Origin of the sequence: Haladaptatus litoreus (assembly GCF_900156425.1) — an archaeon.
Classification (GTDB): Archaea; Halobacteriota; Halobacteria; order Halobacteriales; family Haladaptataceae; genus Haladaptatus; species Haladaptatus litoreus.
Genome location: NZ_FTNO01000001.1, coordinates 1,882,586 through 1,908,087 on the forward strand (window position 1 = coordinate 1,882,586; position 25,502 = coordinate 1,908,087).

At 59.4% G+C, this 25,502-nt stretch carries 26 protein-coding genes and 1 tRNA gene; 13 read left to right on the forward strand and 14 right to left on the reverse strand.

Annotated features, from left to right (window positions below; translation table 11 throughout):
* Positions 1–38 precede the first annotated feature (38 nt).
* Positions 39–560 carry a hypothetical protein gene (locus BW974_RS09925; protein WP_076429969.1) on the reverse strand — a complete coding sequence of 174 codons (522 nt, stop codon included), beginning with the start codon at positions 558–560 and terminating at the stop codon, positions 39–41.
* A gap of 205 nt (positions 561–765) precedes the next feature.
* Here BW974_RS09925 and BW974_RS09930 point away from each other — a divergent pair, with 205 nt between their 5' ends.
* From BW974_RS09930 to BW974_RS09945, 4 genes are all read left to right on the forward strand, one after another.
* Complete coding sequence (locus tag BW974_RS09930; RefSeq protein ID WP_076429970.1) at positions 766–1,497, forward strand: hypothetical protein; 732 nt, start codon at positions 766–768, stop codon at positions 1,495–1,497.
* A gap of 131 nt (positions 1,498–1,628) precedes the next feature.
* Complete coding sequence (locus BW974_RS09935; protein WP_076429971.1) at positions 1,629–2,609, forward strand: glycosyltransferase; 981 nt, start codon at positions 1,629–1,631, stop codon at positions 2,607–2,609.
* 47 nt (positions 2,610–2,656) lie between these two features.
* Positions 2,657–3,628 carry a beta-ribofuranosylaminobenzene 5'-phosphate synthase family protein gene (locus BW974_RS09940; RefSeq protein ID WP_076429972.1) on the forward strand — a complete coding sequence of 324 codons (972 nt, stop codon included), beginning with the start codon at positions 2,657–2,659 and terminating at the stop codon, positions 3,626–3,628.
* Positions 3,629–3,645: 17 nt separating this feature from the next.
* Positions 3,646–4,482 (forward strand): RAD55 family ATPase, encoded by an 837-nt coding sequence (locus tag BW974_RS09945; RefSeq protein WP_076429973.1) that lies wholly within the window; start codon positions 3,646–3,648, stop codon positions 4,480–4,482.
* 43 nt (positions 4,483–4,525) lie between these two features.
* On the opposite strand, the gene BW974_RS09950 is transcribed toward BW974_RS09945, so the two are convergent.
* The 7 genes from BW974_RS09950 to BW974_RS09980 form a co-directional block, all read right to left on the reverse strand.
* Positions 4,526–5,590, reverse strand: coding sequence for a 3-keto-5-aminohexanoate cleavage protein (locus tag BW974_RS09950; protein WP_076429974.1), 1,065 nt, complete (start codon positions 5,588–5,590; stop codon positions 4,526–4,528).
* A 292-nt stretch (positions 5,591–5,882) separates the two neighbouring features.
* A tRNA-Pro gene (locus tag BW974_RS09955) sits at positions 5,883–5,953 on the reverse strand.
* A gap of 44 nt (positions 5,954–5,997) precedes the next feature.
* Positions 5,998–7,056 carry a succinylglutamate desuccinylase/aspartoacylase family protein gene (locus BW974_RS09960; RefSeq protein WP_076429975.1) on the reverse strand — a complete coding sequence of 353 codons (1,059 nt, stop codon included), beginning with the start codon at positions 7,054–7,056 and terminating at the stop codon, positions 5,998–6,000.
* Between the two features lie 124 nt (positions 7,057–7,180).
* Entirely contained in the window at positions 7,181–7,741 is a 561-nt protein-coding gene (locus BW974_RS09965; protein ID WP_076429976.1) for a hypothetical protein, read from the reverse strand.
* A 168-nt stretch (positions 7,742–7,909) separates the two neighbouring features.
* A complete protein-coding gene (locus tag BW974_RS09970; RefSeq protein ID WP_076429977.1) occupies positions 7,910–8,782 on the reverse strand; it encodes an RNA-guided pseudouridylation complex pseudouridine synthase subunit Cbf5 in 873 nt (290 codons plus the stop codon).
* Positions 8,782–9,360 carry a (d)CMP kinase gene (gene cmk / locus BW974_RS09975; protein WP_076429978.1) on the reverse strand — a complete coding sequence of 193 codons (579 nt, stop codon included), beginning with the start codon at positions 9,358–9,360 and terminating at the stop codon, positions 8,782–8,784. The genes BW974_RS09970 and cmk overlap by 1 nt, the downstream gene beginning before the upstream one ends.
* A 39-nt stretch (positions 9,361–9,399) precedes the next feature.
* Positions 9,400–10,311 carry a DUF106 domain-containing protein gene (locus BW974_RS09980; protein ID WP_076430333.1) on the reverse strand — a complete coding sequence of 304 codons (912 nt, stop codon included), beginning with the start codon at positions 10,309–10,311 and terminating at the stop codon, positions 9,400–9,402.
* Positions 10,312–10,621: 310 nt separating this feature from the next.
* On the opposite strand from BW974_RS09980, the gene BW974_RS09985 reads away from it, so the two are divergent.
* Complete coding sequence (locus BW974_RS09985) at positions 10,622–11,170, forward strand: hypothetical protein (RefSeq protein ID WP_076429979.1); 549 nt, start codon at positions 10,622–10,624, stop codon at positions 11,168–11,170.
* A gap of 125 nt (positions 11,171–11,295) precedes the next feature.
* On the forward strand, positions 11,296–11,649 hold the full coding sequence (locus BW974_RS09990) for an SHOCT domain-containing protein (protein WP_076429980.1): 354 nt from the start codon (positions 11,296–11,298) through the stop codon (positions 11,647–11,649).
* 16 nt (positions 11,650–11,665) lie between these two features.
* Here the strand turns inward: BW974_RS09990 and BW974_RS09995 are convergent, their stop codons facing one another.
* A complete protein-coding gene (locus tag BW974_RS09995) occupies positions 11,666–12,283 on the reverse strand; it encodes an adenylate kinase (RefSeq protein ID WP_076429981.1) in 618 nt (205 codons plus the stop codon).
* A gap of 87 nt (positions 12,284–12,370) precedes the next feature.
* On the opposite strand from BW974_RS09995, the gene BW974_RS10000 reads away from it, so the two are divergent.
* From BW974_RS10000 to BW974_RS10010, 3 genes are all read left to right on the forward strand, one after another.
* Positions 12,371–12,820, forward strand: coding sequence for a DUF7975 family protein (locus BW974_RS10000; RefSeq protein ID WP_076429982.1), 450 nt, complete (start codon positions 12,371–12,373; stop codon positions 12,818–12,820).
* Positions 12,821–12,980: 160 nt separating this feature from the next.
* Positions 12,981–13,412 (forward strand): universal stress protein, encoded by a 432-nt coding sequence (locus BW974_RS10005; RefSeq protein WP_076429983.1) that lies wholly within the window; start codon positions 12,981–12,983, stop codon positions 13,410–13,412.
* On the forward strand, positions 13,412–15,646 hold the full coding sequence (locus tag BW974_RS10010; RefSeq protein WP_076429984.1) for an amino acid permease: 2,235 nt from the start codon (positions 13,412–13,414) through the stop codon (positions 15,644–15,646). The genes BW974_RS10005 and BW974_RS10010 overlap by 1 nt, the downstream gene beginning before the upstream one ends.
* Before the next feature lie 35 nt (positions 15,647–15,681).
* Here the strand turns inward: BW974_RS10010 and BW974_RS10015 are convergent, their stop codons facing one another.
* Entirely contained in the window at positions 15,682–17,289 is a 1,608-nt protein-coding gene (locus tag BW974_RS10015; RefSeq protein WP_076429985.1) for a TrkH family potassium uptake protein, read from the reverse strand.
* A complete protein-coding gene (trkA, locus tag BW974_RS10020) occupies positions 17,286–18,626 on the reverse strand; it encodes a Trk system potassium transporter TrkA (protein WP_076429986.1) in 1,341 nt (446 codons plus the stop codon). The genes BW974_RS10015 and trkA overlap by 4 nt, the downstream gene beginning before the upstream one ends.
* 211 nt (positions 18,627–18,837) lie before the next feature.
* Between trkA and BW974_RS10025 the strand changes: the two genes are divergently transcribed.
* A complete protein-coding gene (locus BW974_RS10025; RefSeq protein WP_076429987.1) occupies positions 18,838–21,198 on the forward strand; it encodes an amino acid permease in 2,361 nt (786 codons plus the stop codon).
* 74 nt (positions 21,199–21,272) lie between these two features.
* On the opposite strand, the gene BW974_RS10030 is transcribed toward BW974_RS10025, so the two are convergent.
* Entirely contained in the window at positions 21,273–21,479 is a 207-nt protein-coding gene (locus BW974_RS10030) for a hypothetical protein (protein WP_076430334.1), read from the reverse strand.
* 101 nt (positions 21,480–21,580) lie between these two features.
* On the opposite strand from BW974_RS10030, the gene BW974_RS10035 reads away from it, so the two are divergent.
* Positions 21,581–21,829 carry a hypothetical protein gene (locus BW974_RS10035; protein WP_076429988.1) on the forward strand — a complete coding sequence of 83 codons (249 nt, stop codon included), beginning with the start codon at positions 21,581–21,583 and terminating at the stop codon, positions 21,827–21,829.
* Between the two features lie 90 nt (positions 21,830–21,919).
* Here BW974_RS10035 and BW974_RS10040 read toward each other — a convergent pair whose 3' ends face one another.
* Positions 21,920–22,333: a hypothetical protein gene (locus tag BW974_RS10040; RefSeq protein WP_076429989.1), complete on the reverse strand. Its 414-nt coding sequence runs from the start codon at positions 22,331–22,333 to the stop codon at positions 21,920–21,922.
* A gap of 205 nt (positions 22,334–22,538) precedes the next feature.
* Here BW974_RS10040 and BW974_RS10045 point away from each other — a divergent pair, with 205 nt between their 5' ends.
* The gene (locus tag BW974_RS10045) at positions 22,539–23,504 is read left to right on the forward strand and encodes a succinylglutamate desuccinylase/aspartoacylase family protein (protein ID WP_076429990.1); all 966 of its coding nucleotides are present in this window, start codon (positions 22,539–22,541) and stop codon (positions 23,502–23,504) included.
* An 834-nt stretch (positions 23,505–24,338) separates the two neighbouring features.
* On the opposite strand, the gene BW974_RS10055 is transcribed toward BW974_RS10045, so the two are convergent.
* Positions 24,339–24,620, reverse strand: coding sequence for a GYD domain-containing protein (locus tag BW974_RS10055; protein WP_076429991.1), 282 nt, complete (start codon positions 24,618–24,620; stop codon positions 24,339–24,341).
* 108 nt (positions 24,621–24,728) lie between these two features.
* Here BW974_RS10055 and BW974_RS10060 point away from each other — a divergent pair, with 108 nt between their 5' ends.
* The gene (locus tag BW974_RS10060) at positions 24,729–25,433 is read left to right on the forward strand and encodes a 5-formyltetrahydrofolate cyclo-ligase (RefSeq protein WP_076429992.1); all 705 of its coding nucleotides are present in this window, start codon (positions 24,729–24,731) and stop codon (positions 25,431–25,433) included.
* Positions 25,434–25,502: the final 69 nt, after the last annotated feature.

The window sequence follows — 25,502 nt, forward strand, 5'->3', positions numbered from 1 at the left end:
ACGTTTTTAAAAGTCGTCTTCGACTGAATCCGCCCTTTTTACCAAGAAACTTCGAACGTTCGCTCGGCCGCCGCCTCGTCCTCTTCGACTTGGACGAACGCGCCGCTGTTGTTGAACTTTTTGACGATTCCTTCGACGATTCCTTGGTCCATCGACGCTGGGTATGGCGTTTCGCACACCATTCGGCCGCTGGTTTCGCCGGTTTTCTCGAACTCGTAATAGCCGACATCGCCTCGGTGGTGCATCTGATACACATCGTCCAGCGCCGTCAAGGCGGCTTCGACGTTGTCGATTGCTGGCGGCCATTCGACGGTTTCCGGAATCTCCTTGCCGATCGTTTTCACGGTTCGCGGGCCAATCACGTCGACGAGTTCGTCGAGTGCGTTGATGGCGCCTTCGAGGGAGTACCACTCGCCCGGTTGTGGTTCCGGAATCCCGTGACTGTCGAGCACGTCGATAACGCGCTTTCGATACGCGTCCGACAGTCGTGAGACGCCCTCAACGAGGGATGAGAGTGAATCGCCTTTTACCTCTGCACCTGCTGTTGCCATCTGAGCCATAAAAAGCCACTCTCGTACACATATTAAATAGGTTACTATTATCAATTTAAATAATTTGGGGGGAAGTTAATAGAGTAGAGGAGAAATACCAGAGATAGACGACAGCACCGTCTTATACACGCAAACCGATTTGATTAGCCACTGGTAAAGTGTGTCTTATGATAACACCCATAAGTTTATTATTTTCAAACTATTGTATCTAAATATGAGCGTCGAAGACTATTCTTCCAAACTCGAAACGACGCACGAAACCTACGAAATCGAGGATGTGGCTTTCATCGGCCGCACACTCGAAGAGTACGTGCGTATGTTCGACCTCGACTTAGCGGAACTCGATGACGCCGCGATTCTCGACTGCCCGTCGGGTGCCTGTGCGTTCGTCGCCGAGGCGACCAAACTCGGCATTTCCGCGGTCGGCGCGGACGTGATGTATCAGTCCGACTACGGCGACCTCAACGAACGCGGCGAGGTGGACATCGAAATGGCGCTCGACGGCTTCGACGGCGTCGAAGATCTGTTCGAATGGGAGTTCTACGGCGACGTAGACGGCGTTCGAGAACACTGGACGAACGCCTACGAAACGTTCCTCGGTGATTACTCCGTGGGGCTTTCCTCCGGTCGGTACGTCCCCGCGAAACTCCCGAATCTCCCCTTCGAGGACGACGAGTTCACCCTCACGCTTTCGGCGCACTTACTATTTCTGTACGCCGACCGACTCAGCCACGAGTTCCACGTCGAATCACTGTGCGAACTCGCCCGCGTCACCGAGAACGAAGTCCGCGTCTACCCGCTCGCTGACTTCGAAGGCACGCCGTATCCACGACTGGACGAGATTCTCGAAGCACTGGCAGAAGACGGTCATGGCGTCGAAATCGAATCCGTCCCGTTCGAGTTCCAGCGCGGAGCAAGCGACATCCTCGTCATCGACTGCGCTTGAGTTCAGTTACTCGTCTTTCGACCGGTTCCCGTTGACGCGCCTGCCTCCGAACGCCATTCTATTGTCTACTATTTATCCACATCACGCATAAAATCCAAATATACTTGCCGCGGCACCGTAGACAGTCATCCATGAGTCGGACCGTCGCCGTCGCGCATTATCCGGAGGGTGCTGGTCACGCGACCCGAATGCTGGCCGTGGCACAAGCACTGGAAGGGCCGGAAACAGATGTCGTCCTTGCTGGTGGGGGTCCCGGGTCGCAGTTCATCGAATACAACGGCTACGAGGCATACCACCCCGCGACAGTCGATTACATCGGAGACTATCAAGGTGGCTCTCTTTTCGACGTTCTCACGCGGAGCGTTCCGAACAGCGCGAAACGGGTGTTCGATTTCGCTCGATGGCTCCGACAAGAAGACCCCGCCGCGCTCATCACGGACGACATGTTCGCCGCGATGGCTGCCCAACTGACCGACACGCCACTGTACGTACTCACCCACAACGCCGCGTCCTACTACGACGCCGCGGTCGAACAGGCGTTTACGTGGTTGCTCAATCGCTATCAACTGTCGGTGGCCCACGCATTCCTCTATCCCGCCGTCTGGCCGCCAGACAGGGGCGACCCGCCGGGCGTCGTCCACATCCCTCCCATCGCGCTCGAACCGAACGGCGCGGAGGCACCGGACGACGTTGGTGTCCTCGTCGTCCCTAGCACGTACTCCACGAACTTCGACGAACTCGCGCGAATGCTTCGGGCGGAAGGCCACACCGTCACACTCGTCGGCGACGACGACTGGGAGTGTGCCGCGTCGCTCCTGCCGTGGATTCGGTCGGCCGACGTAGTCGTCTGTTCGGGCTACTCCACCGTGATGGAGGCCGCCGTGGGAGGTACGCCGTGCATCATCTACCCCTTCACGGACGAACAGCACGGCGTTTCGCGGGTCATCGAACGAAGAGGGCTTCGCGGGTTCCAAGTAGAACACTCGATTCCGCACGTCGTCCGCGCGGTACGCCACCCGCCGGAATCGCCCAGCCACGAAAACGGTGCGAAGCGGGCCGCGGAGTTCGTCCTCGACCATATGAAACGAGAAACGGTCCCGATACCGCGGTAATTTGCCACTGCCGAAATCGGCTTTTTTCCCTCCGCTGACCTGTACGTATGGCACAGGTGACGGTCGGCGCGCGACTCCACTTCGGGTTTCAGAACCTCTCGCTCGCCTACGAGCGATTGTACGGCGGGCTTGGAGTCGCACTCGAATCACCGACCGTCTCGGTCGAAGCCCTGCCCGCGGACGAAATACGATGCGACGACTCTCGTGCGCGAGAGTACGCACGCTGTGCAACGGATATTTTGGACGTTCCGGGCATTGACCTGCAGGTTCACAAAACGCTCCCGGGTCACGTCGGACTCGGAAGCGGAACGCAACTCGCGCTCACCGTTCTCGCCGCAACTGCGCGAGCATACGATTGCCGACCCGAAATTCGCAACAACGCGCCCGCGCTCGACCGCGGCGGGAGAAGCGGCGTCGGCGTTTCGACGTTCGAGCGGGGCGGATTCGTGGTCGATGCAGGACACCCTACCGAACGGTTCACTACCGACCGCCCGTCCCGCGGCGAGTGGTCGGTTCCGCCCGTCGCGGCCCAGCACACGATTCCCGAGGCGTGGCGCTTCGTGGTCGTGCTTCCAGAGGCGGAACCCGGTCGGAGTGGCGACAACGAGGACGAAAGTATGCGAACGGTGGTCGAACGAGCAGACCCCACCATCGCGGACGACATCTCCGCGATACTCCTTCGCCAGGTGCTTCCGGCAATCGCGGGAGACGACCCGGAGACGTTCGGGGACGGAGTCGCCGAAATCGGGCGACTAAACGGCGCGTGGTACGCCGACGAGCAGGGAGGCGTCTATCGACCGCCTGTCGGCGAACTCGTGACCGAGATGGAAGAATCGCCTGCTATTTTCGGTGCGGGACAATCCTCGTGGGGGCCTGCGGTGTACGGCGTAACGACGCGAAAAGAGGCAGATAGCGCGGTTGAGGCGGCGGAAATGGCGCTCGATTCCGCGGGCGTCGGCGGCGATGTGTTGGTTGCTCAACCGAGAAACACGGGGGCGAGCGTAAATGGTAAGCAGTAGGCTTGAGTGTCACCGACATGAACAGAATCCCGTTCGGCGTCTCCCAGTTCGATTCCCTTATCGGTGGCGGCTCCCCGCCGGGAAGTGTCGTCCTGCTGGCAGGCGACGCCGGGGCGGGTGCGCGCGAGTTCGCGTACACCAGCGCGACGATAAACGCTCTCGGCCACGCCGACACCGACCAGTTCGACCTACACTACGGCGAAGTGGATTCCCGTGCGAGCCTTCCCGAGGAGATTCATTACGTGTCGTTCACCGCCAGCGCTCCAGAAATCCACGCCGAAATCACGCACGCCATCGACGAGGAACTGGTGTCGCCAGCATCGGAACTGATGGAGTTCGAAGACCTCTCGACCGAATACTTTCAGTTGAGTCCGATTCCCCACGACTGGTACGTCGAAAAGCGCAGAACCATCACCGACCTCGGGCAGAGTCACAGTCGTCGGGATATCCTCGAAGCCCTCGGAGAGTACCTCACCGACCACGCCTCGGGCAATCTCGTCGTCATCGACTCGCTCACCGACCTCATCCCCCTGCCAGACAAACAAGCAGACTGGCACGAAATATCGATGTTGTTGAAAGGGATGAAAAAAGCATCTCAATCGTGGGGCGGGCTGATTCTCGTCCTCGTAGACCAAGAGAGCATCACGAACACTCAGATGGGCGAACTGATGGGTGCAACGGACGGCACCATCAGTTTCGAGTGGGAGCGCGGTGGCAACGAACGCGCCCGAACCATGTTCGTCCGAGAGTTCCGGGGTGTCCTCTCACGCATCGAAGACGAGAACATCATCCGCTTCGAAATCGAGATTCAGGGCGATGGGTTGGACATCAGCAACGTCCGAAAAATCAGGTAGTGTTCCGGCGTGGATGACGGGATTCGCTATTGTAGATTCGACCTCAGCGCGGCGACGTGTACTCCATGCCGAGGAACTCCCGCGCCTCGTCGGGGTCGGTGATGACTCGCCGGCTGAGCATCTCCGCGAACTCCACGGCGAGTTCGATAACTTCGGAGTTCTTCTGAATCACTTCGTCGCGGTGCGGATATTTCCAGTATGCGTCCTCGATACCGACACGAACCACGTTTGCGCCGGCGAGCAGACCGAGGATGAGCGTCGGGAGCCAGTTTCGTCCACCGGGGTTGACACCGACGATGGAGTCGTCCACGGTTTCGCGGGTGTTGTAGATAGAGGAGATGACATTGAGATACGACCACGGGTCGTTGTTCGTCGTCTGGGAGTGATGCGCGCCGAGGTAGAGGTTCAACAGGTGTGACTCCTCGTTCAGGTCTTCCTTGTCGAACAGTCGGTGTTTCAAATCGTAGAGGACGTGCGTGTCGTACAGTTGGAAAACGGGTTTGATACCGTTCTCCCCGAAGAATCTAACCCCCTCCTTGATGGACGATGGGGAGTGGTAGGTGCCTGCGCCGAACAGTCCCATCGGAAGGACGACCGACCCTTGGCAGAATTTGTTATCCTCACCCAATCGGAGCAGTTTCTCCGTCGCAGTGACGTAGTCGGCGTGCGGCCCGGTCGTCCACGTCTGACTCGTCGTGACGACTTCGCCGCACTCCACCTCCACGGGGTCTAAAATCTCGGCGAGGAGTTCCGGGTCTTCCCACTGCGGGCGTCGTTGTTCATTTCGTGGGTGGACGTGAACCGCCGCGGCACCTGCTTCCACGCTTTCTATGAGTTCCAAACTCTGTTCTTCTTTGGTGTCCGGCACCGCCGGATAGTGGTCGCCACCTGCCTGCCACCCGGGATAGGCACATTCGATGATGACCGGACTGTCCATCGTATCGATGGAATCCTCGCGGTGAACCAGGAAGAACTCCTTTGCCATTTCCGGCGTGAACGTGGAGGAGGATTCCAGCTCGTTGAACGCGAGGTCGTCGTAGAGATTCTGATGGAGAGCGTCGCGCCGACCGGCGTTTTCGGCCGTCTGCGCAGTTTTATTTCCAGACATGAATAATAAAATAGAGAACCATTACTTCAACCTTTTCTTTAAATTATAACTTTTGAATATCTGCCCACACAAAACATGAAGGTTAACGAATTACTTGTGAATTGTATTCAACAGAGTCGTACACTATAGCGCGATTTTATCCACAGGTGTGTAATTCTCACCGGGTTTTGCCACGCTCGGCGCACGACTGATTTTTCTCCTCATGTCCGTCGTCCATTTCTATTTCGTAAAAGTGGGACTACCGAAAGACTCGCTCCGCTCGCTTTTCGTGCTCCATTTTACTTCACAAAAGTGGGACCGCCGAGAGTCGAACTCGAGTCCTACGGACCCCATCCGCAGAGGATACCACTACCCCACGGTCCCGCTACATCTCCGAAAAGGCGAGTGCGTGAGTTAAGCCCTTCGTTTCACTTCTGTTCTCGCGGGACGACGAGGTCGCCGTCGTCCCGCACTGCGAGACTGGCCAGCGGGTCGTTTTCGTAGGCCGAAACGCCGTGATAGCGTCCGACCACGTAGCCGTCATGGTCGCTCTCGACGGTCGCCTTCGACTCGCCGTGCGGCGTCACGATATCCGCGAGAACGTCACCTTCCTCGAAGGTGTCGCCTGCTTCGACGCGGTGTCGGACGATTCCCGCCGTGTCGGTGTGCGGGTGAACCGCGCGTTTGACCGGGAAATCGACGGGCGCGGAGAGGCCGGTCGGTTTGGGGTCGCCGGGGAGCATATCGAGTTCGCGCATGACGTTCAGGAGGCCGACGACGCCCTTTGCGCGGGTATCCTCCTCGACGACTTCGAAGCCGCCGAGTTCGACCGTGAACGCGGGGATTCCGGCGTTGTTAAGCGCAGAACCGGCAGTCGAACGCTGGAGGTTCTGTTCGACGTACTCCTCAGCGGCGTACTCGTTGATAACCGGGAAATCGTAGGCATCGACTACTCGTTCGAGTTCGTCCGCGAGTTCGTTGGCTTCCGCCTCGTTTCGCTCGCTTCCGTAGAGCACCCTGTCCCGAATCACGAACGGAATCGACCCAACCTGTGCGGTGTGGAGGTCTACGAGCGCGTCTGCGGAGTCCTCGAAGGCGTCGTAAATCCGTCCGTCGATGAGTTCCTGCACGCGCGGCGGGCGCGACCCATCTGCGTCCGGGTCGGGGAAGTACCGGTTTGGGTCGTCGCCGTGGTAGTACGAGGTTCGAGATGTTTGGCGCAGACCGGCGGGGTTCAGATTAGGAAGACAGACGACGGTTCCCCGAATTTTTGATTCGAGGTTCTCCTGCATCACGTCCTGTGCGGTGGCGAGGGCGGTGACCTCGTTGCCGTGAATCGAGGCCGTGATCCAGAGTGTCGGGCCGTCTTTGTCGCCTTCCGCGATGAGGACGGGGAGCCGTTCCGGGGTGCCAGTCGGGAGGTCGGTTACGTCGAACCACCCGGTGGCGAGTTCGCCGGGGGCGGATTCCGCGGTGCCGAGTTTCATACCGGGAGGTGTTCGGCAGGTGGTAAAAACTCGCGTGTATCAGCAATGTGTCGAAGCCAGCTCGCCACGATTCGAAGCGAATCGAACCACGAGTTCGACAGTATGGATTTCGAAGGGTGAGTCTCTACGGAGTGTCCATCCCCGATTCCGTCGTGGAATCGGTACACGACACCGATGTCGTCGAAAGACTCGACCGAATCGCTCCGTAATCGAACATACCGATTTGCGTTCGAGACTGGTTACAGTTGAACAGTCGCGACGGAACCGAAAGTGAATCCTCCGCACCCGTATCCCACACTCGAATCGACACGTCGTATGTGGACGGTTCGTAAAACGCGATGTCCACCACCGAATCGGTCGGAAACTCGAACGTCCTATCGAGCACCATTTCGTCGGTTTCGCGGTCAGTGACCACGACCACGGCGGTTCGAAACCGGATTCCCGCGTTCCAAATACTCACTGTGTGAGGCGGAGAATCGGCGTCGAATCGTCCGATTTTGACGGGTTGAAGCGCCATTCCCGGGTCGTACGTTCCGAGGTCCCCTCTGGCAATCGGCGGGGTGTGGTGGTCGGTGGTCGCCGCAGTGAGGGCACCGACGCTAAAACAGCCAACAATCGTCGTCACCACGGCGGGGAGCCCGGCGAGGAATGTTCGACGATTTATATTACCACAAATAATATACATAGATAAACCCCTTTTGCAGGAGTGAGACAGCGTTTATCAGTGTAGTACATCATCCTGTGACAGAAATTTGCCAATCAAAACGATGGACAACACTGCAAAAGTGGCTGTGATAAGAAGAGAACTCGTACCACGAAGAAAGGTTGATTGTGAACGAGTCGAATCCTGAAATCAGACTAATACACGTTCCAACGAGACGACTTTGCCAGTTTCCGCATCCGCATCGCCGACCATCTTCCCGAGACAGGCCGCCGACCCGTTCGGTGTGAAACAGGCGACGAGTTGGTTTTTCTCTGCATCCTCAGCGTCGATGACGCCCGGCGCGTACACCGGCGCACCGTTTGCAACCTGTTCCGCCGCGTTCGGGGCGATAGTGACCTTCGGAAGGTGTGTCAATGCGCGTTCCGCCGGATGGACGACTTCGCGCAACCAGTCGTCGCTTTCTTCGTCGCGCCATCTCCCGAGGGCGTCCGAGAGGTCGTGGAGCGTCACGAGGTCGGTGTCGTCGAAGGGGTCGGTTCCGGTTCTGCGGAGATGCCCCATGTGCGCGCCAGTTCCCAGCGCGAGTCCGAGGTCGTGACAGAGCTTTCTGATGTAGGTACCGCTCTCACAGCGAATCCGCAGGAGCGCCTGCCTGTCCCGAACTTCGAGCACGTCCAACTCGTAAATCTCACGGACGCGAAGGCGGCGCGAAACCGCGCTCTTTCGCGGCGGTTTCTGGTACAACGGCGCTTCGAACTCGGAGACGATTGCTTCGATGTCTTCCGGCGGTTCGTCGTGGAGTTCCAATACGGAGACGTACTCCTTCGACCCTTCGAGGAACACCTGTGAGAGGCGGGTGGCCGTGCCGGTCAGCGTCGGCAGACAGCCAGTGACTTTCGGGTCGAGAGTTCCCGCGTGGGCCGCCTGCTCGACACCACAGAGGTCACGAACCCACGCCGCGACCTGATGGGCCGACGGGCCGGGCGATTTGTCGAGATTGATGACGCCAAATTCGAGTAGTTCGTCGGGCGAACGCTCGTCTGGTGGGCCGCGAAGCGTCATCAGAAATCGTATGAGACGCCGGTGATTGGATACTTGCCCTCGTCGGCTTCCGGGTCGTAATCCTCGACGGCCGTCGTCAGCATGTCGAGTACGTCCTCGGGATTCCACCGTGCCGTGTTGACGCTCAGGTCGTAGATAGTGAGGTCGGTGATGTCGATGCCGTAGTACTCCTCGTAGCGCTGGGCCTCACTGCCTGCGCGGGCGCGGGTTTCCGTCGCGGCCTGTTTTACCGTCTTTTCCTCGCGGTCGGCGATTCGGGCCGCACGAACTTCGAGGGGAGCGTCTAACCAAATTTTGAAATCGGCGTGTTCACCCGCGAGCCATCCCGCGAGGCGGGATTCGAGGACGAGACCGTCGCGTTCGACGGCGATTTCGCGGAGTCGCCTATCCAAATCGCGGTCGATTTCCTCGTCTTCCTCGGCGAGTTTGTTGAACTCAAGCGGCGTCAAATCGCGCTCCGCGGCGAGTTCGCGGAAGATGTCGCCGCCGCTCACGTGTTCCAATCCGAAAATCTCGGCGAGTCCCTCGGCAGTCGTGCTCTTCCCACTCCCCGGCGGGCCGGAGACTGTCAGTAACATATTCCCTCTCGAACGGGCACCAAGAAAGAGGTTTTGAACTTACGTCGGCGTCGTCTGGATGTTCAGTGCTTTGCGGATGAGTTGTGTGAACGCCATCGAGCAGAGGAAATACCAGATGATCCACGCTTGCATCGGTCCGAGGATGCCCTCTTGCCATGGAATCGGGCCACCCGCCATCGGAATGATGATTTGCTGCGGGACGACTGCACCGGTATCCGTACCGATTCGCCAGTACATCCAGAGGAAGACCGGAATGGTCAGGAACATCGTCCAGACCATCGGCCGGAACTGCTCTTTGAACATGCCCATCTGGTCGCCCATCGCTTCCATCTGTTCTTCGCGGATGCGCTCCATCTCCTGCTCGTCGCCCTTCTCGCGGGCTTCCTTCTGGCGCTTCTGAATGTCCTTCATCCGCTGTTGGTACGCACCCATTTTGTCCATATCCATTAGGTTGTCCTGCAAGAGCGTGGAGTACAGTCCCGTCAGCATCGCGAGAATCATGATGACGACGTAAAACGGAACCGCCGATTCTATCGGGCCGATAAATACGTCGACGGCCCCGCCGACGACGCCGCGAACCGATTTGATGGAGTACCCCGCGAACAGGCCGATGCTGGCCACCGCCGCGAGTTTGTCCCATTTCGACCACGTCGTGCCTTCCACGTCGTCCACGTCGGGGGACGAGGCGGTGGCGGCAGTGGACCCCGTCGAACCGTCGAGCGCGCTTTCCACTGCGTCGGGATTGGCGAGTTCGAATCCGTGAATCCCGTCCACGAGGATACCCTTCTCTATCATGCGACCCCACTGACCGCTCGTGATGTCGTCGCTCACGTCACCCCACTCGACTTCGTCCGACCCTTCGTCGGTTCGTTCGTAGACGACCGAGAGAGCGTCGGCCATCGCCGAATCCTCGGCGATAAGCGATTCCACTTTCTGCGCTGTCCGTGCCATTACGTCGGATTTGACGTTCGCCATTAATCAACCTTCGCCATCGACACGAGGAGAGAGGTGAACAGTTGGAGGGTTTGATTCGCTCACCGAAATTTGGCGTGTCGATGACGGTTAGCGGATACATAAAGACGGGAGACGTCGGGTGAGTGAAAGACCATCATACAATAGACTTATTTAATTACTGTTATTTTAACAGGCAGTTAATTATTGTATCTTACTCCAAACGTCAAATCACCGCAACGGCTCGGCAAGAGGTTACCCCTACGGTCGAGGTCGTGATGCGGACTACCACTATGACGGTGACAACACCATGAAATCAACGCACGAATCCAGAACGCTATCGGTTCTGTTTATCGCACTGGCCCTCATCGCCAGCACAGTCGCGTTCGCCGGAGGCGTCTCCGGCGTTCAGACGAGCGGAGACGACGTGATGGACTCGACGAACGAGCCTGAATCTGCTTGTGATAGCGGCGAGGACTATGAGTTACCCGGGAATTGTGAGGTATCCATTACCATCGTCTCTCTCGGCGTGGATACGGAGGACAACCTCGCCGGGTTCGTCATTCGAAACGACGGACATGGAGGTTCTCTCGGTGACAACGTAACATACGAGACGAGCGAAGGCGAGTCCGGAACCGCCGGAAGCGGACTGGTGACAGTCAGCACCAGCGACGACGGTTCGGTGACGGTTCAGTTCTACTACGACGGCGAACCTGTCGAGGAAGTCCAGAGCGACACGGACACGTCCTACGACTTCGGCCCGTCGAACGACGGAACGGAAGACGATACTGAACAGGGCGATGGAGCGAACGGTGACGGCGGGCAGGAAGGCGACTCGGACGAACAGGACGACTGTTAGTCGGACAACCGCTTTACGGTGAACCGAGGAACGGTCTTCGAAAACCACCTCAAAATACTATTTTCGAGCAAACTCAAATCGTGGGCAACCAAAAACTATTGTCGTACTCACATGAATCACACGACATGAGCGGTACGTTGAACCAACTGCTTCCCGAAGACGACTTCTGGCGGACGGCTACGTTCTGCATCATCCTCGTCTTTCTCGTCCCCCTCGTTGCGATTACAGGTGCCTTGGCACCGGAAGCACTCGTTTTAGGCGTCTTTCTCACGTTCGTCGCGTGGGTAGTCAGTCAGTGGAGTGAATCCGCCGACGAAACGATCCAAATCGAAGACGAACAGGAGTTGGACGCACTCGAAACACTGCGGAAACGCTACGCCAACGGCGACATCGGCGAAACCGAGTTCGAACACCGACTGGATAGACTCCTCGAAACGGAATCCCCTGCGCCGCGCGAAAAAGAACTGTCGTTCGAATAGGGTCGTTTCTGCCTCGTCAGGCTTCGCGTTCGACCGTTTCCTTGATGTCGCCCCACACTTCGTCAGGCGTCTGCTCGCCGTCGATACGGACGAGTTCGCCCGTCTCCTCGTAGTGGTCGATGACGGATTCGGTGTTTTCGCGGTAGACGCGCAGTCGTTCTCGAACCGTCTCCTCATCGTCGTCGTCGCGCTGTTCGAGTCGCGCTTCGACTTCCTCGTCTTCCGGCGGATTGTACTCGACGTGATAGATGTCACCCGTTTCGGGGTCGAGTCGGCGCCCCGTCAGTCGGTGAACGAGTTCCTCTTCGTCTACGTCGAGGTAGAGCACGACATCGAGGTCTGTGATGTCGTCCAGATACTCCGCCTGCGAGAGGTTTCGCGGGTAGCCGTCGAGGACGTAGCCGTCGGCCTCCGAGAGGGCGGCGTTGACGATTTCGTTGACCACTGGGTCGGGGACGAGTTCCCCGGCGTCCATGAAACTCGCGGGCGTTCCGTGCTCCGTCTCCATGTGTTTGTTCGCGCGGAGTGCATCGCCCGTCGTGACGTGTTCGACGTCGAACTCGTCGGCGATTCGCGCGCTCTGAGTTCCTTTTCCGGCACCGGGCGCACCCAGAATCAAGATGTTCGGGTTCATGCTCACACCTCCATCGCCATCGCATAAAGGCTTAAAGAAACCGTCCGAGCGTTCGGGTTTTTGGTGTCGGGTCACCAATTTCCCCGTATGAGCAGATTCAGCGCCGACACGCCGAAAGGACGACGAAAGCTCGTTATGGATGCCATCACCGCCCACCGCGAGCGCGGTAGTCCGTTCTGCACGCTGCTGGTCGAATACGATTTCGAACCCGCCGAAATGGAAGACGAATCCGAAAGAGAAGGCGAATCGGGAGGCGAAGACGCCGAAGTCGAGGAGGCCCCGCCGTGGATACAGTTCGGCGACCAAACGCTCAATCTCGACTGCACCGACGAGGAACTCGACCGTCTCAAAAACCTCCTTCGTGAGTTCCCAGCGTTCAAAATCGAGCAGTTGGAGAGTCCGGAAGAGGCAGAGGGAACGAACGTCCGAATCAGCGCGAAGGCCGACGTGAACAGAATTGCACAGTTCGTAGAACGAACACTCCAAACGGTGTACGAATGTCCAAAATCAACGACGGTTTGGGCCGTCGAGGTGTAACGAACCGCCACGATTTTCGTAGCTGTTATGAATATCGGACGCAACTACTGCGCCACATGACGCACAGACACGCCATTAGAGATACCTCTGACAGAGAACGATGGACGAACACGGTTCGACGGCATACAGGACAGGTAATCGACACCGGGTGGTACGTCACATGAGCCTGCTAGAGCGCGTCGTTCTCCCGGTCGCCAGCGAGAAAGACGCCGAATCGACCTGCGACGCCGCACTGAAACGAATCGAGTCGGTGGGTGGTCGGGTCATCGCCCTCCACGTCGTCGAAAAAGCGGGCGGTGCACCGGACAAGGCGTCCGTCGAACAGCGCGAAGAACAGGCGGACGAGATTTTCGAAATCGTCAGGGAACGCTGCGATGCGCTCGGCGTTCCGGTCGAGACGAAAATCGCATACAGCACTGACGTGGCGGACGCTATTTTCGAAACCGCCGACGAGGCCGATGCCACGGCAATCGCGTTCACGCCCCGCGGCGGCAGTCGCTGGATGAAACTCCTCACCGGGGACGTGGCGCTCTCGCTCGCCACGAAGACGAATCGGCCAGTCGTTATTCTTCCGGACGGGGAGGACGACTGATGGCGGACGAGGAACTCGCCAAAGACCTCGGCCCGCTGGCCGCCTTGACAATTGGTATCGGGACGATGATTGGTGCGGGGATTTTCGTCCTTCCCGGCGAGGCCGCGCAGATGGCCGGGCCTGCCGTCGCCTTGTCGTTCGTCATCGGCGGCGTCATCTCGCTGTTTACGGCACTCTCGGCCAGCGAACTCGGGACGGCGATGCCGAAAGCCGGTGGTGCGTACTACTACATCAACCACGCGCTCGGCCCGCTGTTCGGTTCAATCGCCGGACTCGGCAACTGGATAGGACTCGCCTTCGCCTCGGCGTTCTACATGCTCGGGTTCGGCGGCTACGTGAAAACGCTCGTTGCAGTGCCATCGCTGTGGATTCTCACCCCCGACCAGGTAGGTGCACTTATCGCTGGCGCGCTGTTCGTCCTCGTCAACTACGTCGGCGCGAAAGAGACGGGACGACTCCAGAACGTCATCGTCATCACACTCGTCGGTATCCTGACCGTGTTCTCGATACTCGGTTTCACGCAGGGTGATCTCTCGACGCTTCGACCGTTCGCCCCACAGGGAACCGACCAAATCATGCCCGCGACTGCGCTCATCTTCGTCTCGTATCTCGGCTTCGTCCAGATTACGACCGTCGGTGAGGAAATTAAAAATCCGGGACGAAACCTTCCGCTCGCCGTCGTAGGGAGTGTCGTCATCGTGACAATCATCTACGCCATCGTGATGGTGGTGCTGATGAGCGTCGTCAACTGGACGGAACTGGTTCCGTCCGTGACCGGAACACCGGTTATCGACGTGGCCGAAATCGCCTTCGGAACCGTCGGGCTTGCCGCCCTCGGTGCCGGACTCATCACGTTCGGTGGCCTGTTGGCAACGGCATCCAGCGCGAACGCTTCGATTCTGGCGTCCTCGCGCATCAACTTCGCTATGGGTCGTGACAAACTCGTCACTCCGTGGCTGAACGAGATTCACGAAAACTTCGGGACGCCGTACCGTTCCATCGCGGTGACGGGCGGCATCATCCTCGCGCTCATCCTCATCGGGGACGTGACTCTGCTTGCGAACATCGGGAGCATCCTGCATCTCATCGTCTACGGCCTGCTCAACATCGCACTCATCGTGATGCGCGAGGCGGACGTGGACGAGTACCAACCCTCTTTCCGGGTGCCCCTCTATCCGATAACGCCGATTCTGGGCGCCATCCTCTCGTTCGCGCTCATCGCGTTCAACCCGATGGACGTTATCATCCTCGCACTCGCGTCGATTCCGGTCGGGATGCTCTGGTACTTCTTCTACGCCAGAGAGAAAACCGACAAGCAGGGCATCCTTAGCAAGTACATCCTTAGCCGTTCCGAACAGATGCCCGAACCCGCGGTGTCTGCGGCAGCGTCGGTCAAACCGGATGGCGGCGACTACCGCGTGATGGTTCCGCTGGCGAACCCGGAAAACGAAAAAGACCTGATTTCGCTCGCCAGCGCGGTTGCGAGTCAACGTGGCGGCACCGTCGTCGCAACCCACATCGTGCAGGTGCCAGACCAGACGCCGCTCGCGAGTGGTGCCAAACACGTCGAGAAACTCGATTCGGAGTCCAAGGAACTGCTCCAAAGCGCCCGCGAGGACGCCGAAACGTTCGGCGTTCCGGTCGAAACCCACACCATCCTCTCTCACCGCTCGTTCGAGGAAATCTTCGACGCGGCCCGAAGCCACGATGCAGACCTCGTGGTGATGGGTTGGGGCAAAGATAGCCACGGGTCGCCCGGACGCGCAGAAAGCGCCATGGACGAACTGACGAACGACCTGCCCTGCGACGTGGTCGTCTACCGCGACCGCGGCTTCGACCCCAGCAGGGTGCTCGTTCCGACCGCCGGTGGACCGGACTCCGCCCTCAGCGCCGCAATCGCGCGGATGCTCCAGTCGGAGTACGACTCCGAGGTGTCGCTCCTCTACGTCGCCGACGATGGTGAAGAAGACGGCGAGCAGTTCCTCGCCGACTGGGCCGACGAACACGAGTTGGCCGACGCGAACCTCATCGTCGAAAACGGCGACGTGGAAACGGCAATCGAACGGGCCGCGCGGGACTGTTCGATGCTCATCATCGGCGCAACAGAGAAAGGGCTGCTTTCGCGCCTCGTCCGTGGGTCGCTCGCGCTCGACGTGGTGAACGACGTGGACTGTTCCGTTCTCCTCGCCGAGAAAGCACACTCGCGGTCGCTCCGAGAGCGACTGTTCGGGTAGCTGTCTGTCGATTTCTTTTTTGAAAACAGAATGTGCTACGACCGCCAGTAGGCGGGCGTCAGCAGAACCAACACTGGCAGGATTTCGAGTCGGCCGATCCACATCAGTGCGACCATGAACAGTTTCGAGGTGTCCGAAAACGGGAGATAGCTGTTCATCGGGCCGAGCAGTTGGAAGCCCGGGCCGACGTTGCCGAGCGTGGCGGCAACTGCGGAGAGTGCCTCCAACGTGTTCAGATTCGGGCCACCAGCGCGCTCCGCATCGAGGAAGAGGAGGAGCGCACTGACGAGGAAGATGACGAGATAGAGCAGGGTGAAGACGTAAATGCCGCGGACTGCGCGTTCGTCAAGTGCGCGCCCGCCGAGACGGAGCGGTCGAACCGCTTCGGGGTGAACCGTCGTGAACAGTTCCCGGCGAAGCGATTTCAGGATGACGTACCAGCGAACGATTTTGATTGCACCGCCAGTCGAACCGGCGCTCCCGCCGATGAGCATCGCCGCGAACAAGAGATACTGCGCGGAACTGTTCCACGTGTTGAAGTCCATGCTCGCGTACCCCGTCGTCGTGACGATGGAAGCGACTTGGAAGGCGGCGTGTCGAAGCGACGATTCGAAGTTGCCCGCGATAGGTGCGCCGCCGGGGACGAAGACCAGTCCCTGATGCGTAAAGAGCAGGGCGGTCAAAATCGCGGAGAGGACGGCCATCACGCCGACGTAAAATCTGAACTCCGCGTCGCGAGTCAATTTTCGCGGGTCGCCGCTCAAAACGTGCCAGAACAGCGCGAAGTTCGTCCCCGCGGCGACCATGAAGGGGATAAGGAGCCACTGCACCACCGCGGAGAACGCTTCGATGCTTCTCGCCTCCGGCGAGAAGCCGCCGGTTGACATCGTCGTAAAGCCGTGCGCGACGGCGTTGTACAGGGTCATATTGGGCGCGAGGGGTTGCCCGACGAGTGGGCCGAGACGGAACAGTCCGTAAAGCAGGACGATTTCCAGCGCCGTAATGCCGAGATACGCTTTCCAGAGGGCGCGCGCGGTTTCCGCGATTTTCGGCGTGAGCTTCTGGATGCCCGGGCCGGGCGCTTCCGCGTCCATCAACTGTGCGCCACCCACCGACAGTTCCGGCAAGATAGCGACGGCGAGAACGACGATACCCATGCCGCCGAGCCACTGGGTCAACTGCCGCCACATCAGCAGTGCGCGGGAGTGCGTGTCGAACGAAATGTCGCCCATGACTGTCGCTCCCGTCGTCGTGAAACCACTCATGCTCTCGAACAGCGCGTTGACCGGGTCTGCGAGCGTCGAGGGGCTGGAGACGACGTTGATGAACGGAAACTGCCCGAGAAGGGTGATTTGGTTTCCAGCGATGACGTAGGGCAAACCGCCGACTATCGACACCGCGAACCACGTCAGTGCGACCATCAGGAACCCCTCGCGTGCGCCGAGGTCGGGGTCGGGGTCGAGACGTTCGAGCGAACTGCCGACCACCAGCGCGATGACGATGGTCGTAACGAAGGTTCGAATAGCGCCCAACTCGCCGTAGTAGGCCGCGATGATGAGCGGAAACAGAAGCGGGACAGAGAGCCATTTGACGACGGTACCGACGAGACTCACGCTGGCCCGCCACTCGACGTGGAGGTTCATATCACGTCGTTCACTTCGCTCAAGACGTTCGTATCGACGAATAGTACGATATGGTCGTGTTCCTTCACGACCGTCTCACCGCGCGGAACGACGAACTTCCCGTTCCGCGTAATCGCGCCGATAACGACGCCCGGGGGAAGGTCTGCGACCGCCTCGTGGATGGGGCGGTCGGTGAGGACGCTGTCGGCGTCGATTTCGATTTCCAACACCTCCGCGCGGTCGTTCTCGATGAGCGCGATGTTCTCGGCGCGGTCTTCGCGGGTGAAACGCGTGATTTCCTCGGCTGTCACCTCGCGTGGGTTGATTGCCACGTCGATACCGACCGCCTCGAACAGCGAGACGTATTCGGCGTCCTCGACGATTGCAATCGAGCGTTCCGCGCCGAGTTGTTTGGCCAGCACCGAGACGAGGAGGTTCTTCTCATCGTTTTCCAAGGCGGCGACGACCACGTCCGCTTCGTCCACGTGTTCACGGGCGAGGAACTCCGCGTCGGTCGCGTCGCTCGCCATGACCATGGTTTTCGGGAGGTCTTCGGCCAGTTCCCGCGCGCGCTCATGGTCTTGCTCGATGAGCCTCGGACGCAAATCCCGGTCTTCGAGCAGTCGAGCCGTGTGAAAGCCGATTTCGCTTCCGCCGATGACGACCAATTCCTTGTCCGCGTCCGGCGTTTCGTCGGGTGCGACTTCGAGTGCGAACTGCTGGACGCTTTCCGGACTGCCGATGACGACCACCTTGTCGTCGGCTTGAATCACGGTTTCTCCGCCCGGAATGTCCACGTCGCCGTTTCGGAGAATCGCGGCGAACGTGAGCGATTCGAAGCGGTCTGCCTGTCGAACCGTCTGATTTGCCACCGGACTGTCGGCCCGAACTTCGAACTCGGCCATCTGTACTTCGCCACCTGCGAAGGGGTCAACGTCGCGCGCGGCGGGAAGACCGATGACGCGAACGATATCCATCGCAGTGAGCAGGTTCGTACAGACCATGAAATCGACGCCGAACGCGGCCTGTTCTGCGTGTTCCCATGTATCGAGGTAATCGACCTTCTTCACCCGCGCGATGGTGAACGGGTCGTCTATGGTTTTCGCCGTCCCGCAGATGACGAGGTTCGTCTCGTCGTCGTCGGTGCTGGCGATGACCATATCCGCTTCTTCGATGCCTGCCTCTTGGAGCGTGGCGAGCGAGGTGCCGTCGCCCTCGATTGCGAGCACGTCGATGGAGTACGTGAGCGAGTCCACGCGCTCTCCGTCTCGGTCTACAACCACGACTTCGTGGGAGTCGGCGAGACTTTGAGCGATGGACGAACCGACCTCACCAGCGCCGACGATGATGACGCGCATGCGTTACCCTCCGTATCATTCTTGTCGGGGTGTTTTCACCCACAGCGTAAGGATATTTCTCTTTGGAAGGAGCCCGAGTTGTTCTGCAGAAATTCGACCCATAGCACGGCGGTAGTTGTATTCTACCGTTTATGAAGTAATGGTATTGGACACGGTTGCTTGCACATTCAGCCCCAACCCTTCTCCACTTCGGTACGGTACGATTCCGGATATGGCAGAGCATACCCGTACGTTGGGATTTCGCGTCGCGTTCGCGATAGGATTAGGGACGATGATTGCCGCGGGTATCTTCTCGCTCTCGGGAACCGCAATCGCCCAAGTCGGCAGTAACGCAGTTATCTCGTTCGTCATCGCGGCGGCGATTGCAGGCGTAACTGCGGCTTCCTACTCCGAATTCGCGTCGATTTACGCGGAAAACGGCGGCGGCTACCTCTTTTCCTCGCGAACGTTCGAGGACGACCGACTGCTCTTCGCGGTCGGTGCCTCGCTGTTTCTCGGCTACTCCGCGACGACCGCGTTCTACCTCGCCACGATGGGCGAGTGGTTCCACCAGTTCATCATTCCGCACGGCATCTCGATACCCCACGGCACCGTCGCGGTGGCGACCGCAATCCTCCTCGGCGTGCTGAACGCCCGCGGAACCGAAGAGAGCGGAACGTTTCAGGTGTTCGTCACGGGCGCGAAAGTCGCCGTCTTGCTGGCGTTCATCGGCGGCGCGCTCGCGTACCAAGCGCCGTCCGCGACGGTGGACACGTTCGTCGGCGGATTCGCAAAAGGTGGCCCGACGGGTATCATCTCCATCGCCGCCGTCGCGTTCATCACGTTCTTCGGCTTCTCGGCCATCGCGGCGAGTGCGGGCGAAATCATCAATCCGAAAGAGACGGTGCCGAAAGCCATCGGCGCGAGCATCATCACGGTCACCGTGCTGTACATCTTCGTCATCGTGGCGATGATGAACTCGCCGACCGACCCGCAAATCATCCAACAGCAAGGTGAAACCGCGATGGGGAAAGTCGCCTCCGATTTCCTCGGGAGTTTCGGAAAGTGGCTCATCGTCGCCGGAGCCATCTTCAGCATGGTGAGCGCCTCGAACGCCTCGATTCTCGCGGCTAGCGGCATCGGGTCGCTGATGGGAAAACAGGGACAGGCACCGCGACGATTCTCGCGCATTCATTCGGAATACGGCACGCCGTTTTGGAGCGTGGTGGCCTGCACCGGAACCATCGTCGCACTCGTCGTGGCGTTCATCGCGCTGTTTCCGGCGGAGGGCGGAATCACCCCGATTCATCTCGGTTTGGGAGCGCTCACCGGATTTGCAAATCTGAACTTGCTCGCGCCACTCGCCGTAGTCAACGTCGCGCTCATCCTCTCCCGGCGGCGGTTCCCGGAGATGGAGCGCCCGCTGAAAGTCCCGCTCGTTCCGTGGCTTCCGATAGTCGGCGTGCTGGCGAACCTCGCGCTCATCACGAACTTGCCACCTCGCGGCATCGTCGCCGGAATCGCGGCGGAGGTCACACTGGTCGGAGCGTATCTCCTGTGGGGCGGCGCACCCGATACCGACGAAATGATGACGCGAACCGTCGCCGCACGCTCCCCCGCGACGAACGGCGGAGAACCGAGCGCCGTAGATGGCGGAGAGTCGGTCGTCGAGGAAGCGGGCGCAGGGAATACAGAACGAGCAGACGAGGACAGATACCGCGTTCTCGTGCCGGTCGCCAGGATGTACAATGCGGAGGAGCACGTTCGTCTGGCCGGGAAAATAGGGGCAATGCGGGAGGAAAATCCACTCGTGCAGGTCGTCAACGTCACCCAGATTCCCGAACAGACATCCAGCGACGACATGGCCGAGACCGCCGAGGCGCGAGCAGACCGCCTGCTCGACACCCTCGCCGAGGCGGATTTGGATGTGGACTACACCGTCGAAGGACACATCTGTCGGAGCGTTTCCTTCGACATTCTGAACACCGCTCGTGAGGACGAAGCTGACCTCATTCTGATGGGCTACCCCAAAGAACACGAAGACATCGCGGAGGCGGTGGAGTACGACTCGCCCTGCGACGTGCTGTTCGTGGACGGATTCGGCGAGGAGTCACCGACCCTCGACAGCGTCACGGTTGGAACCGGCGGCGGCCCACACCATCAGTCCGCACTCTCGCTCGCGAACGCACTCGGACGAAGCGGTTCCGAGGTTCACGTCGCCAACGTGACTCCGGGAGGTAGAGGCGGCACGGCGGAAGACCTCGACGGGACGCTGTCGGAACTCGGGGACGTACCGAATGTGCAGACGCACGACAGGCAGGCCGACACAGTCGCCGAGGGGTTGGTCGCCGCCGCCGACGAACACGACAGCGTGTTGGTCATCGGCGCGTCCCGAACCCGCCTGCTGAAGCGCTGGGTGTTCGGCAGTACGCCCGACCGCGTTGTTTCCTACGCTAAACTCGCCGGCGTTCCGGTCATCGTTTGTTCCCACCCGACGGGCGTTTCGGGACGACTGGAGGACGCGCTGTTCCCGGTTTATCGAACGCTCAAAAAATTCCGCCGCGGTCACGTGCCGAATCCGAGTTCGAACTGAAAGCAGGGTTCGAACCGAATTAGAGTTCGAACCGATTTTCGTCACGATTCGATCGAATCGAGACGGGATTCGGCTTAAATTTCCTCGTGAATCCAATAGTGAGCGATGTGGTTCGCGTCTACCCAGTGAACCTCGTCGTCGGCCTCGATTTTGATGTACGGGTCTTCCTCGAACTCGACGTTGTGGGTGTGGAGTTCGAGTTCCTCCCCACCAGCCGTCTTCACCATGATTTCGCCCTTCTCTTCTAGCTCTGACTCCAACCGCTGGTAGATTTCAGTCATTCCAGTGAAACCGACAGCGGGAACCACGAAATATTTTGTTGCCAACGAGATACGGAGAATGGAGAAACGAGATGGTTCAACTGGGAAGAATACAGTCATGCTTGACGAGTGGGACAAAAACAATTCGGCACGCGCTGGTGCGAGCGGAAGGGCATCTCGCCCGGAGGCTTGCACTGACAGCGTGCGAGGGCTTCGTTTGGAGCCGTGATTTGCTGAAACACAATCTACTCAAACGGGAGGAAGCAAATCACGACAACAATGAAAACCGCGACCGCACCGCAACCGACCACTCCCTCCCCAACCGATTCGCTCACTCGCTGACGCTCGTTCACTCATCCCTCGCGCGATAATCGGCAGGCCTTCGGAACTGCCTCAGGCCTGCCGATGCACGCGCCACGAGTTTTGGTTAGTTTCGAGAGACACCCGTTTCCATCAGATTCCTACAACACATCAGTATCCCGCAGTAAATCAGCAAGAACGTGAAAATAAAGAACGACAGCAGTAAACACCGCGACTGCTGGCGAGACGAACACCGAGAGTGCCACCAGTACACCCCCGAGGAAGACGTGCGACAAAATACGTTCGTGCTCCAAATCCTCGCTATCCACGTCTTCGAACACCCAGTCTTGGTCGCCGAAAGCAGCAACCGGATTTTTCAGACAGGCCGTGAGATGTCGCCAACTCCCGGTTCGAATCCGGGTGAGGACGAAGTGGTCTAAGTCGATGAAGACGGAGAGAAGGACGCCGTAGACGAACAACCCGGCAAGGAGGAGGGTTCCGAACCGCTCCGAAAGCGGCACGAGGAGGAGGCCCGAGACGACCACGCCGATGAGGAAATGCTCCCGCGAGTACATCTATCGAATCCGATACGGCGACGGGAGTAAAAGGTAGCGTCCTGCGGCAGAGCCGAATCCGTCATCCCCTCCGTTTCACTTTCACTAGATGGCTCGTCTTTTTATACTAAATCTCTCGATTCGTTCGTCAACCCGAACACTTTGCGTGTGAATCACTTTCTGAGTTCGGTACGTTCATACTGTCTCCACCGCAGTGATTTACCCGATGGCAGGACACAGCGCGGAACGCGTACCGCTCGCTCGACTCCCCTCCGGCGTCGAACTCGAAACGACGGTTCACACCTACGATGGCGCGGACGACGGCCCGACCCTGTACGTGCAGGCCGCACAGCACGGGCGGGAAATCAACGGGAGCGAAGTGCTTCGGCGCTTCCACGAGGAAATCGACCCGGACGAACTCGCCGGAAAAATCGTCGCGGTGCCGGTCGCAGACCCCCTCACGTTCGACCGAGTGTCCTACACCACGCCCGAGCAGTTGGACAGCATCAACCCGAACATGAACCGGGTTTGGCCCGGCGACGAGGAGGGCACCCTCCACGAGCGCATGGCGGCGACCCTCTGGGAGTACGCGACGGACGCGGACGCCATCGTCGACCTCCACACGGGCAGTCCGAACATGATGACCCACGTCGTGTTCATGGAGAACAACGCGGAATCCCGCGCGCTGGCGGAAGCGTTCGGCACCGACCTCCTCCTGTCGGAACAGGCGGGCGACGACGCTGACGTGGAGTGGAGCGAGCGCGATTTCGGCGGAAAGTTCCGCGTCGCGGCCACCCGCGAAGGAATCCCCTCGATTACACCGGAACTCGCGCACAACAAGGAAATCGTGGAGAATGCGGTCGAAACCGGCCTGACCGGCCTGCTGAACGTCTGCCGAGAACTCGATATGCTCCAGCGGTCGCCCGTCGAAAACGGCGATTGGGAACTCGCACGAAATCACCTTGGTCGGGTGGATGCCACCGATTCGGGCCTGTTCGTGGTCGAATCGAATCACGAACTCGGCGACGAAGTCGCCGCCGGTGAACGAATCGGAACCCTCTACGACCCCGCAACGTACGAGGTGTTACAGGAAGTCGAAACCGACCGCGCTGGCGTGTTGTACGCGCTGACCCGCGAAGCGACGGTTTGCGGCGGCGGCAAACTGCTGAGCGTCGCCTTGCTCCGGGACTGAGTGGCGAGCGCTGGGTGTTCCGGGGATTTCGGAGAAAGAAATCCAGGCACGGCGAAGTCCGGCGTAACCTGTTTGACTTTCCCGAGTCCGGGAATGCGGGTGACGGCGACGCCGACAATCCATCCGGGGCGCACCGGTTCCGAAATCGTCACCGCTTGGTCGTAGTAGCCGTTGGCGTCGCCTTTCGTGATGAATCCGGAATGTGGGGCCGGGCAGTTCCGTAGTTCGGCGCAGTTGTCCGCCTTCGCGAGATACGCCGGATTCGCCTTCCCGTACCAGTTTTCTCCCTTCTCGACCCAAAATCGGGCACGATGGAGAACCGGTATCGCAGAATCGTCGCCGTTCGGTTGGAAGACGAGTACGTCCCCCGAATCGCCGAGCGACCGATAGCTCTGATTTCTGCCAGTGCGGGCGGAGACGACGCCGGAGCGACTCCCGGGCGGCGTCACCCGATGTTCCTCCATGACGACGACGACATCCGTCTGCTCGATGTTCGGGGCCATGCTCCCGCTGATAACCGTGTAGGCTGGCGGCCAGACGCCCATCATCGCCACGAAGAGCAGGCTAACGACGAGGACGACGGTAATCGTATGTGCGACCAATCTTCGGAACCTGAACACGACCCATCGAAACGGAGCGTGTTGGCTTTGTTATCGACTGCTTGCTGGGTGTCAAGCGCCGCTTTCCAGCGAATCGTGCGGGTCGTACCGAACGGTTGGTACGCCCATCGTTCAAGACAAGAGGGTTACAGACGAACCCGTAGAGACATCCCTGCCTAGCAAAGCAAGCAGAACTCCGAGAGACGAATCTACCACGACTAGAAACGCCAACCGACTAATCCTCTACGAGACCTGCGAACTCCTCTACGGGGACGATTTCCATCGTCTGCGTGTCGAGGCCCTGATTCTCGATGGCTATCGACGCCCGGAACGCGGCGTTTCTGTCCGGTGCGTCGAAGACGACCATGAAGTCGTACTCGCCGAGAATCGCGTAACTCGCGTCGATTTCGGCATCGTACTCCTCGACTTCGCTGGCGAGATTTCCAAGCGACGACGCCAATTTTTGGGCGTTCTGTACGGAACCGCGGATTTTCACCAGTGAAACGTATTTTGCCATCGAACGAGTGACGACTGTCACCGGCAAAGCCGTTGTGGCAATTATTGTTACCCCGAATGGAGAATTGACACACCATCGATTTTTATACGAAGACGAATCAGTCCCGGTATGACCAAAGACGACCTCCGCGAACGAATCTGGACGCGGTTGGAAGACGAGGGTGTCGCCCGATTTCCGTTTCCGCCACACGGACGAATCCCCAATTTCGCGGGCGCGAAGGAGGCGGCGGAACGACTCGCTGGGCTGCCAGGGTGGAACAAGGCGAACGTGATAAAAGCGAATCCGGATTCGCCGCAACTCCCCGTCCGGCGGCGTGCGCTCCGCGAGGGGAAAGTCGTCTACATGGCTCAGCCGCGACTGCGGGACGAAAAACCGTTCATGAAACTCGACCCGGCGGAAATCGAGGATACGGACGCTGCCGCCACGGTTTCGAAGATGGACGACTACGCCGAACCAGTCGCGCCGGACGAGATGGCCTCTGTCGATTTCGTCGTCTCGGGGAGCGTAGCGGTGACGGACGACGGCGCGCGAGTCGGGAAGGGAGAAGGGTACAGCGACCTCGAATACGCGGTGTTACACGAGATGGGACTGGTGGACGAGCAAACGACGATTGCCTCGACGGTTCACGAGATGCAGGTGGTCGAAGACGATATTCGACTCGAACCCTACGACGTTCCGATGGACGTACTCGTTACTCCCGACCGAGAGATACGCACGAAAACGCCGTTTTCGCGCCCGTCGGGAATCGATTGGGAGGAACTGCCCGTAGCAAAAATCGAAGAGATTCCGCTTCTCGGGCGGCTGCAGCCGTAAGCAGACGACGACTACTTCGAAGCGACAACCGCGGAAACGCGAACGTATCCCCCGACAATCAGGGATACC

What these genes read in the sequence shown, in the direction of transcription:
- BW974_RS09925 (WP_076429969.1), bottom strand. Translation starts at nt 560, where the DNA reads ATGGCTCAGATGGCAACAGCAGGTGCAGAGGTAAAAGGCGATTCACTC.
- BW974_RS09930 (WP_076429970.1), top strand. Translation starts at nt 766, where the DNA reads ATGAGCGTCGAAGACTATTCTTCCAAACTCGAAACGACGCACGAAACC.
- BW974_RS09935 (WP_076429971.1), top strand. Translation starts at nt 1,629, where the DNA reads ATGAGTCGGACCGTCGCCGTCGCGCATTATCCGGAGGGTGCTGGTCAC.
- BW974_RS09940 (WP_076429972.1), top strand. Translation starts at nt 2,657, where the DNA reads ATGGCACAGGTGACGGTCGGCGCGCGACTCCACTTCGGGTTTCAGAAC.
- BW974_RS09945 (WP_076429973.1), top strand. Translation starts at nt 3,646, where the DNA reads ATGAACAGAATCCCGTTCGGCGTCTCCCAGTTCGATTCCCTTATCGGT.
- BW974_RS09950 (WP_076429974.1), bottom strand. Translation starts at nt 5,590, where the DNA reads ATGTCTGGAAATAAAACTGCGCAGACGGCCGAAAACGCCGGTCGGCGC.
- BW974_RS09960 (WP_076429975.1), bottom strand. Translation starts at nt 7,056, where the DNA reads ATGAAACTCGGCACCGCGGAATCCGCCCCCGGCGAACTCGCCACCGGG.
- BW974_RS09965 (WP_076429976.1), bottom strand. Translation starts at nt 7,741, where the DNA reads ATGTATATTATTTGTGGTAATATAAATCGTCGAACATTCCTCGCCGGG.
- BW974_RS09970 (WP_076429977.1), bottom strand. Translation starts at nt 8,782, where the DNA reads ATGACGCTTCGCGGCCCACCAGACGAGCGTTCGCCCGACGAACTACTC.
- cmk (WP_076429978.1), bottom strand. Translation starts at nt 9,360, where the DNA reads ATGTTACTGACAGTCTCCGGCCCGCCGGGGAGTGGGAAGAGCACGACT.
- BW974_RS09980 (WP_076430333.1), bottom strand. Translation starts at nt 10,311, where the DNA reads ATGGCACGGACAGCGCAGAAAGTGGAATCGCTTATCGCCGAGGATTCG.
- BW974_RS09985 (WP_076429979.1), top strand. Translation starts at nt 10,622, where the DNA reads ATGAAATCAACGCACGAATCCAGAACGCTATCGGTTCTGTTTATCGCA.
- BW974_RS09990 (WP_076429980.1), top strand. Translation starts at nt 11,296, where the DNA reads ATGAGCGGTACGTTGAACCAACTGCTTCCCGAAGACGACTTCTGGCGG.
- BW974_RS09995 (WP_076429981.1), bottom strand. Translation starts at nt 12,283, where the DNA reads ATGAACCCGAACATCTTGATTCTGGGTGCGCCCGGTGCCGGAAAAGGA.
- BW974_RS10000 (WP_076429982.1), top strand. Translation starts at nt 12,371, where the DNA reads ATGAGCAGATTCAGCGCCGACACGCCGAAAGGACGACGAAAGCTCGTT.
- BW974_RS10005 (WP_076429983.1), top strand. Translation starts at nt 12,981, where the DNA reads ATGAGCCTGCTAGAGCGCGTCGTTCTCCCGGTCGCCAGCGAGAAAGAC.
- BW974_RS10010 (WP_076429984.1), top strand. Translation starts at nt 13,412, where the DNA reads ATGGCGGACGAGGAACTCGCCAAAGACCTCGGCCCGCTGGCCGCCTTG.
- BW974_RS10015 (WP_076429985.1), bottom strand. Translation starts at nt 17,289, where the DNA reads ATGAACCTCCACGTCGAGTGGCGGGCCAGCGTGAGTCTCGTCGGTACC.
- trkA (WP_076429986.1), bottom strand. Translation starts at nt 18,626, where the DNA reads ATGCGCGTCATCATCGTCGGCGCTGGTGAGGTCGGTTCGTCCATCGCT.
- BW974_RS10025 (WP_076429987.1), top strand. Translation starts at nt 18,838, where the DNA reads ATGGCAGAGCATACCCGTACGTTGGGATTTCGCGTCGCGTTCGCGATA.
- BW974_RS10030 (WP_076430334.1), bottom strand. Translation starts at nt 21,479, where the DNA reads ATGACTGAAATCTACCAGCGGTTGGAGTCAGAGCTAGAAGAGAAGGGC.
- BW974_RS10040 (WP_076429989.1), bottom strand. Translation starts at nt 22,333, where the DNA reads ATGTACTCGCGGGAGCATTTCCTCATCGGCGTGGTCGTCTCGGGCCTC.
- BW974_RS10045 (WP_076429990.1), top strand. Translation starts at nt 22,539, where the DNA reads ATGGCAGGACACAGCGCGGAACGCGTACCGCTCGCTCGACTCCCCTCC.
- BW974_RS10055 (WP_076429991.1), bottom strand. Translation starts at nt 24,620, where the DNA reads ATGGCAAAATACGTTTCACTGGTGAAAATCCGCGGTTCCGTACAGAAC.
- BW974_RS10060 (WP_076429992.1), top strand. Translation starts at nt 24,729, where the DNA reads ATGACCAAAGACGACCTCCGCGAACGAATCTGGACGCGGTTGGAAGAC.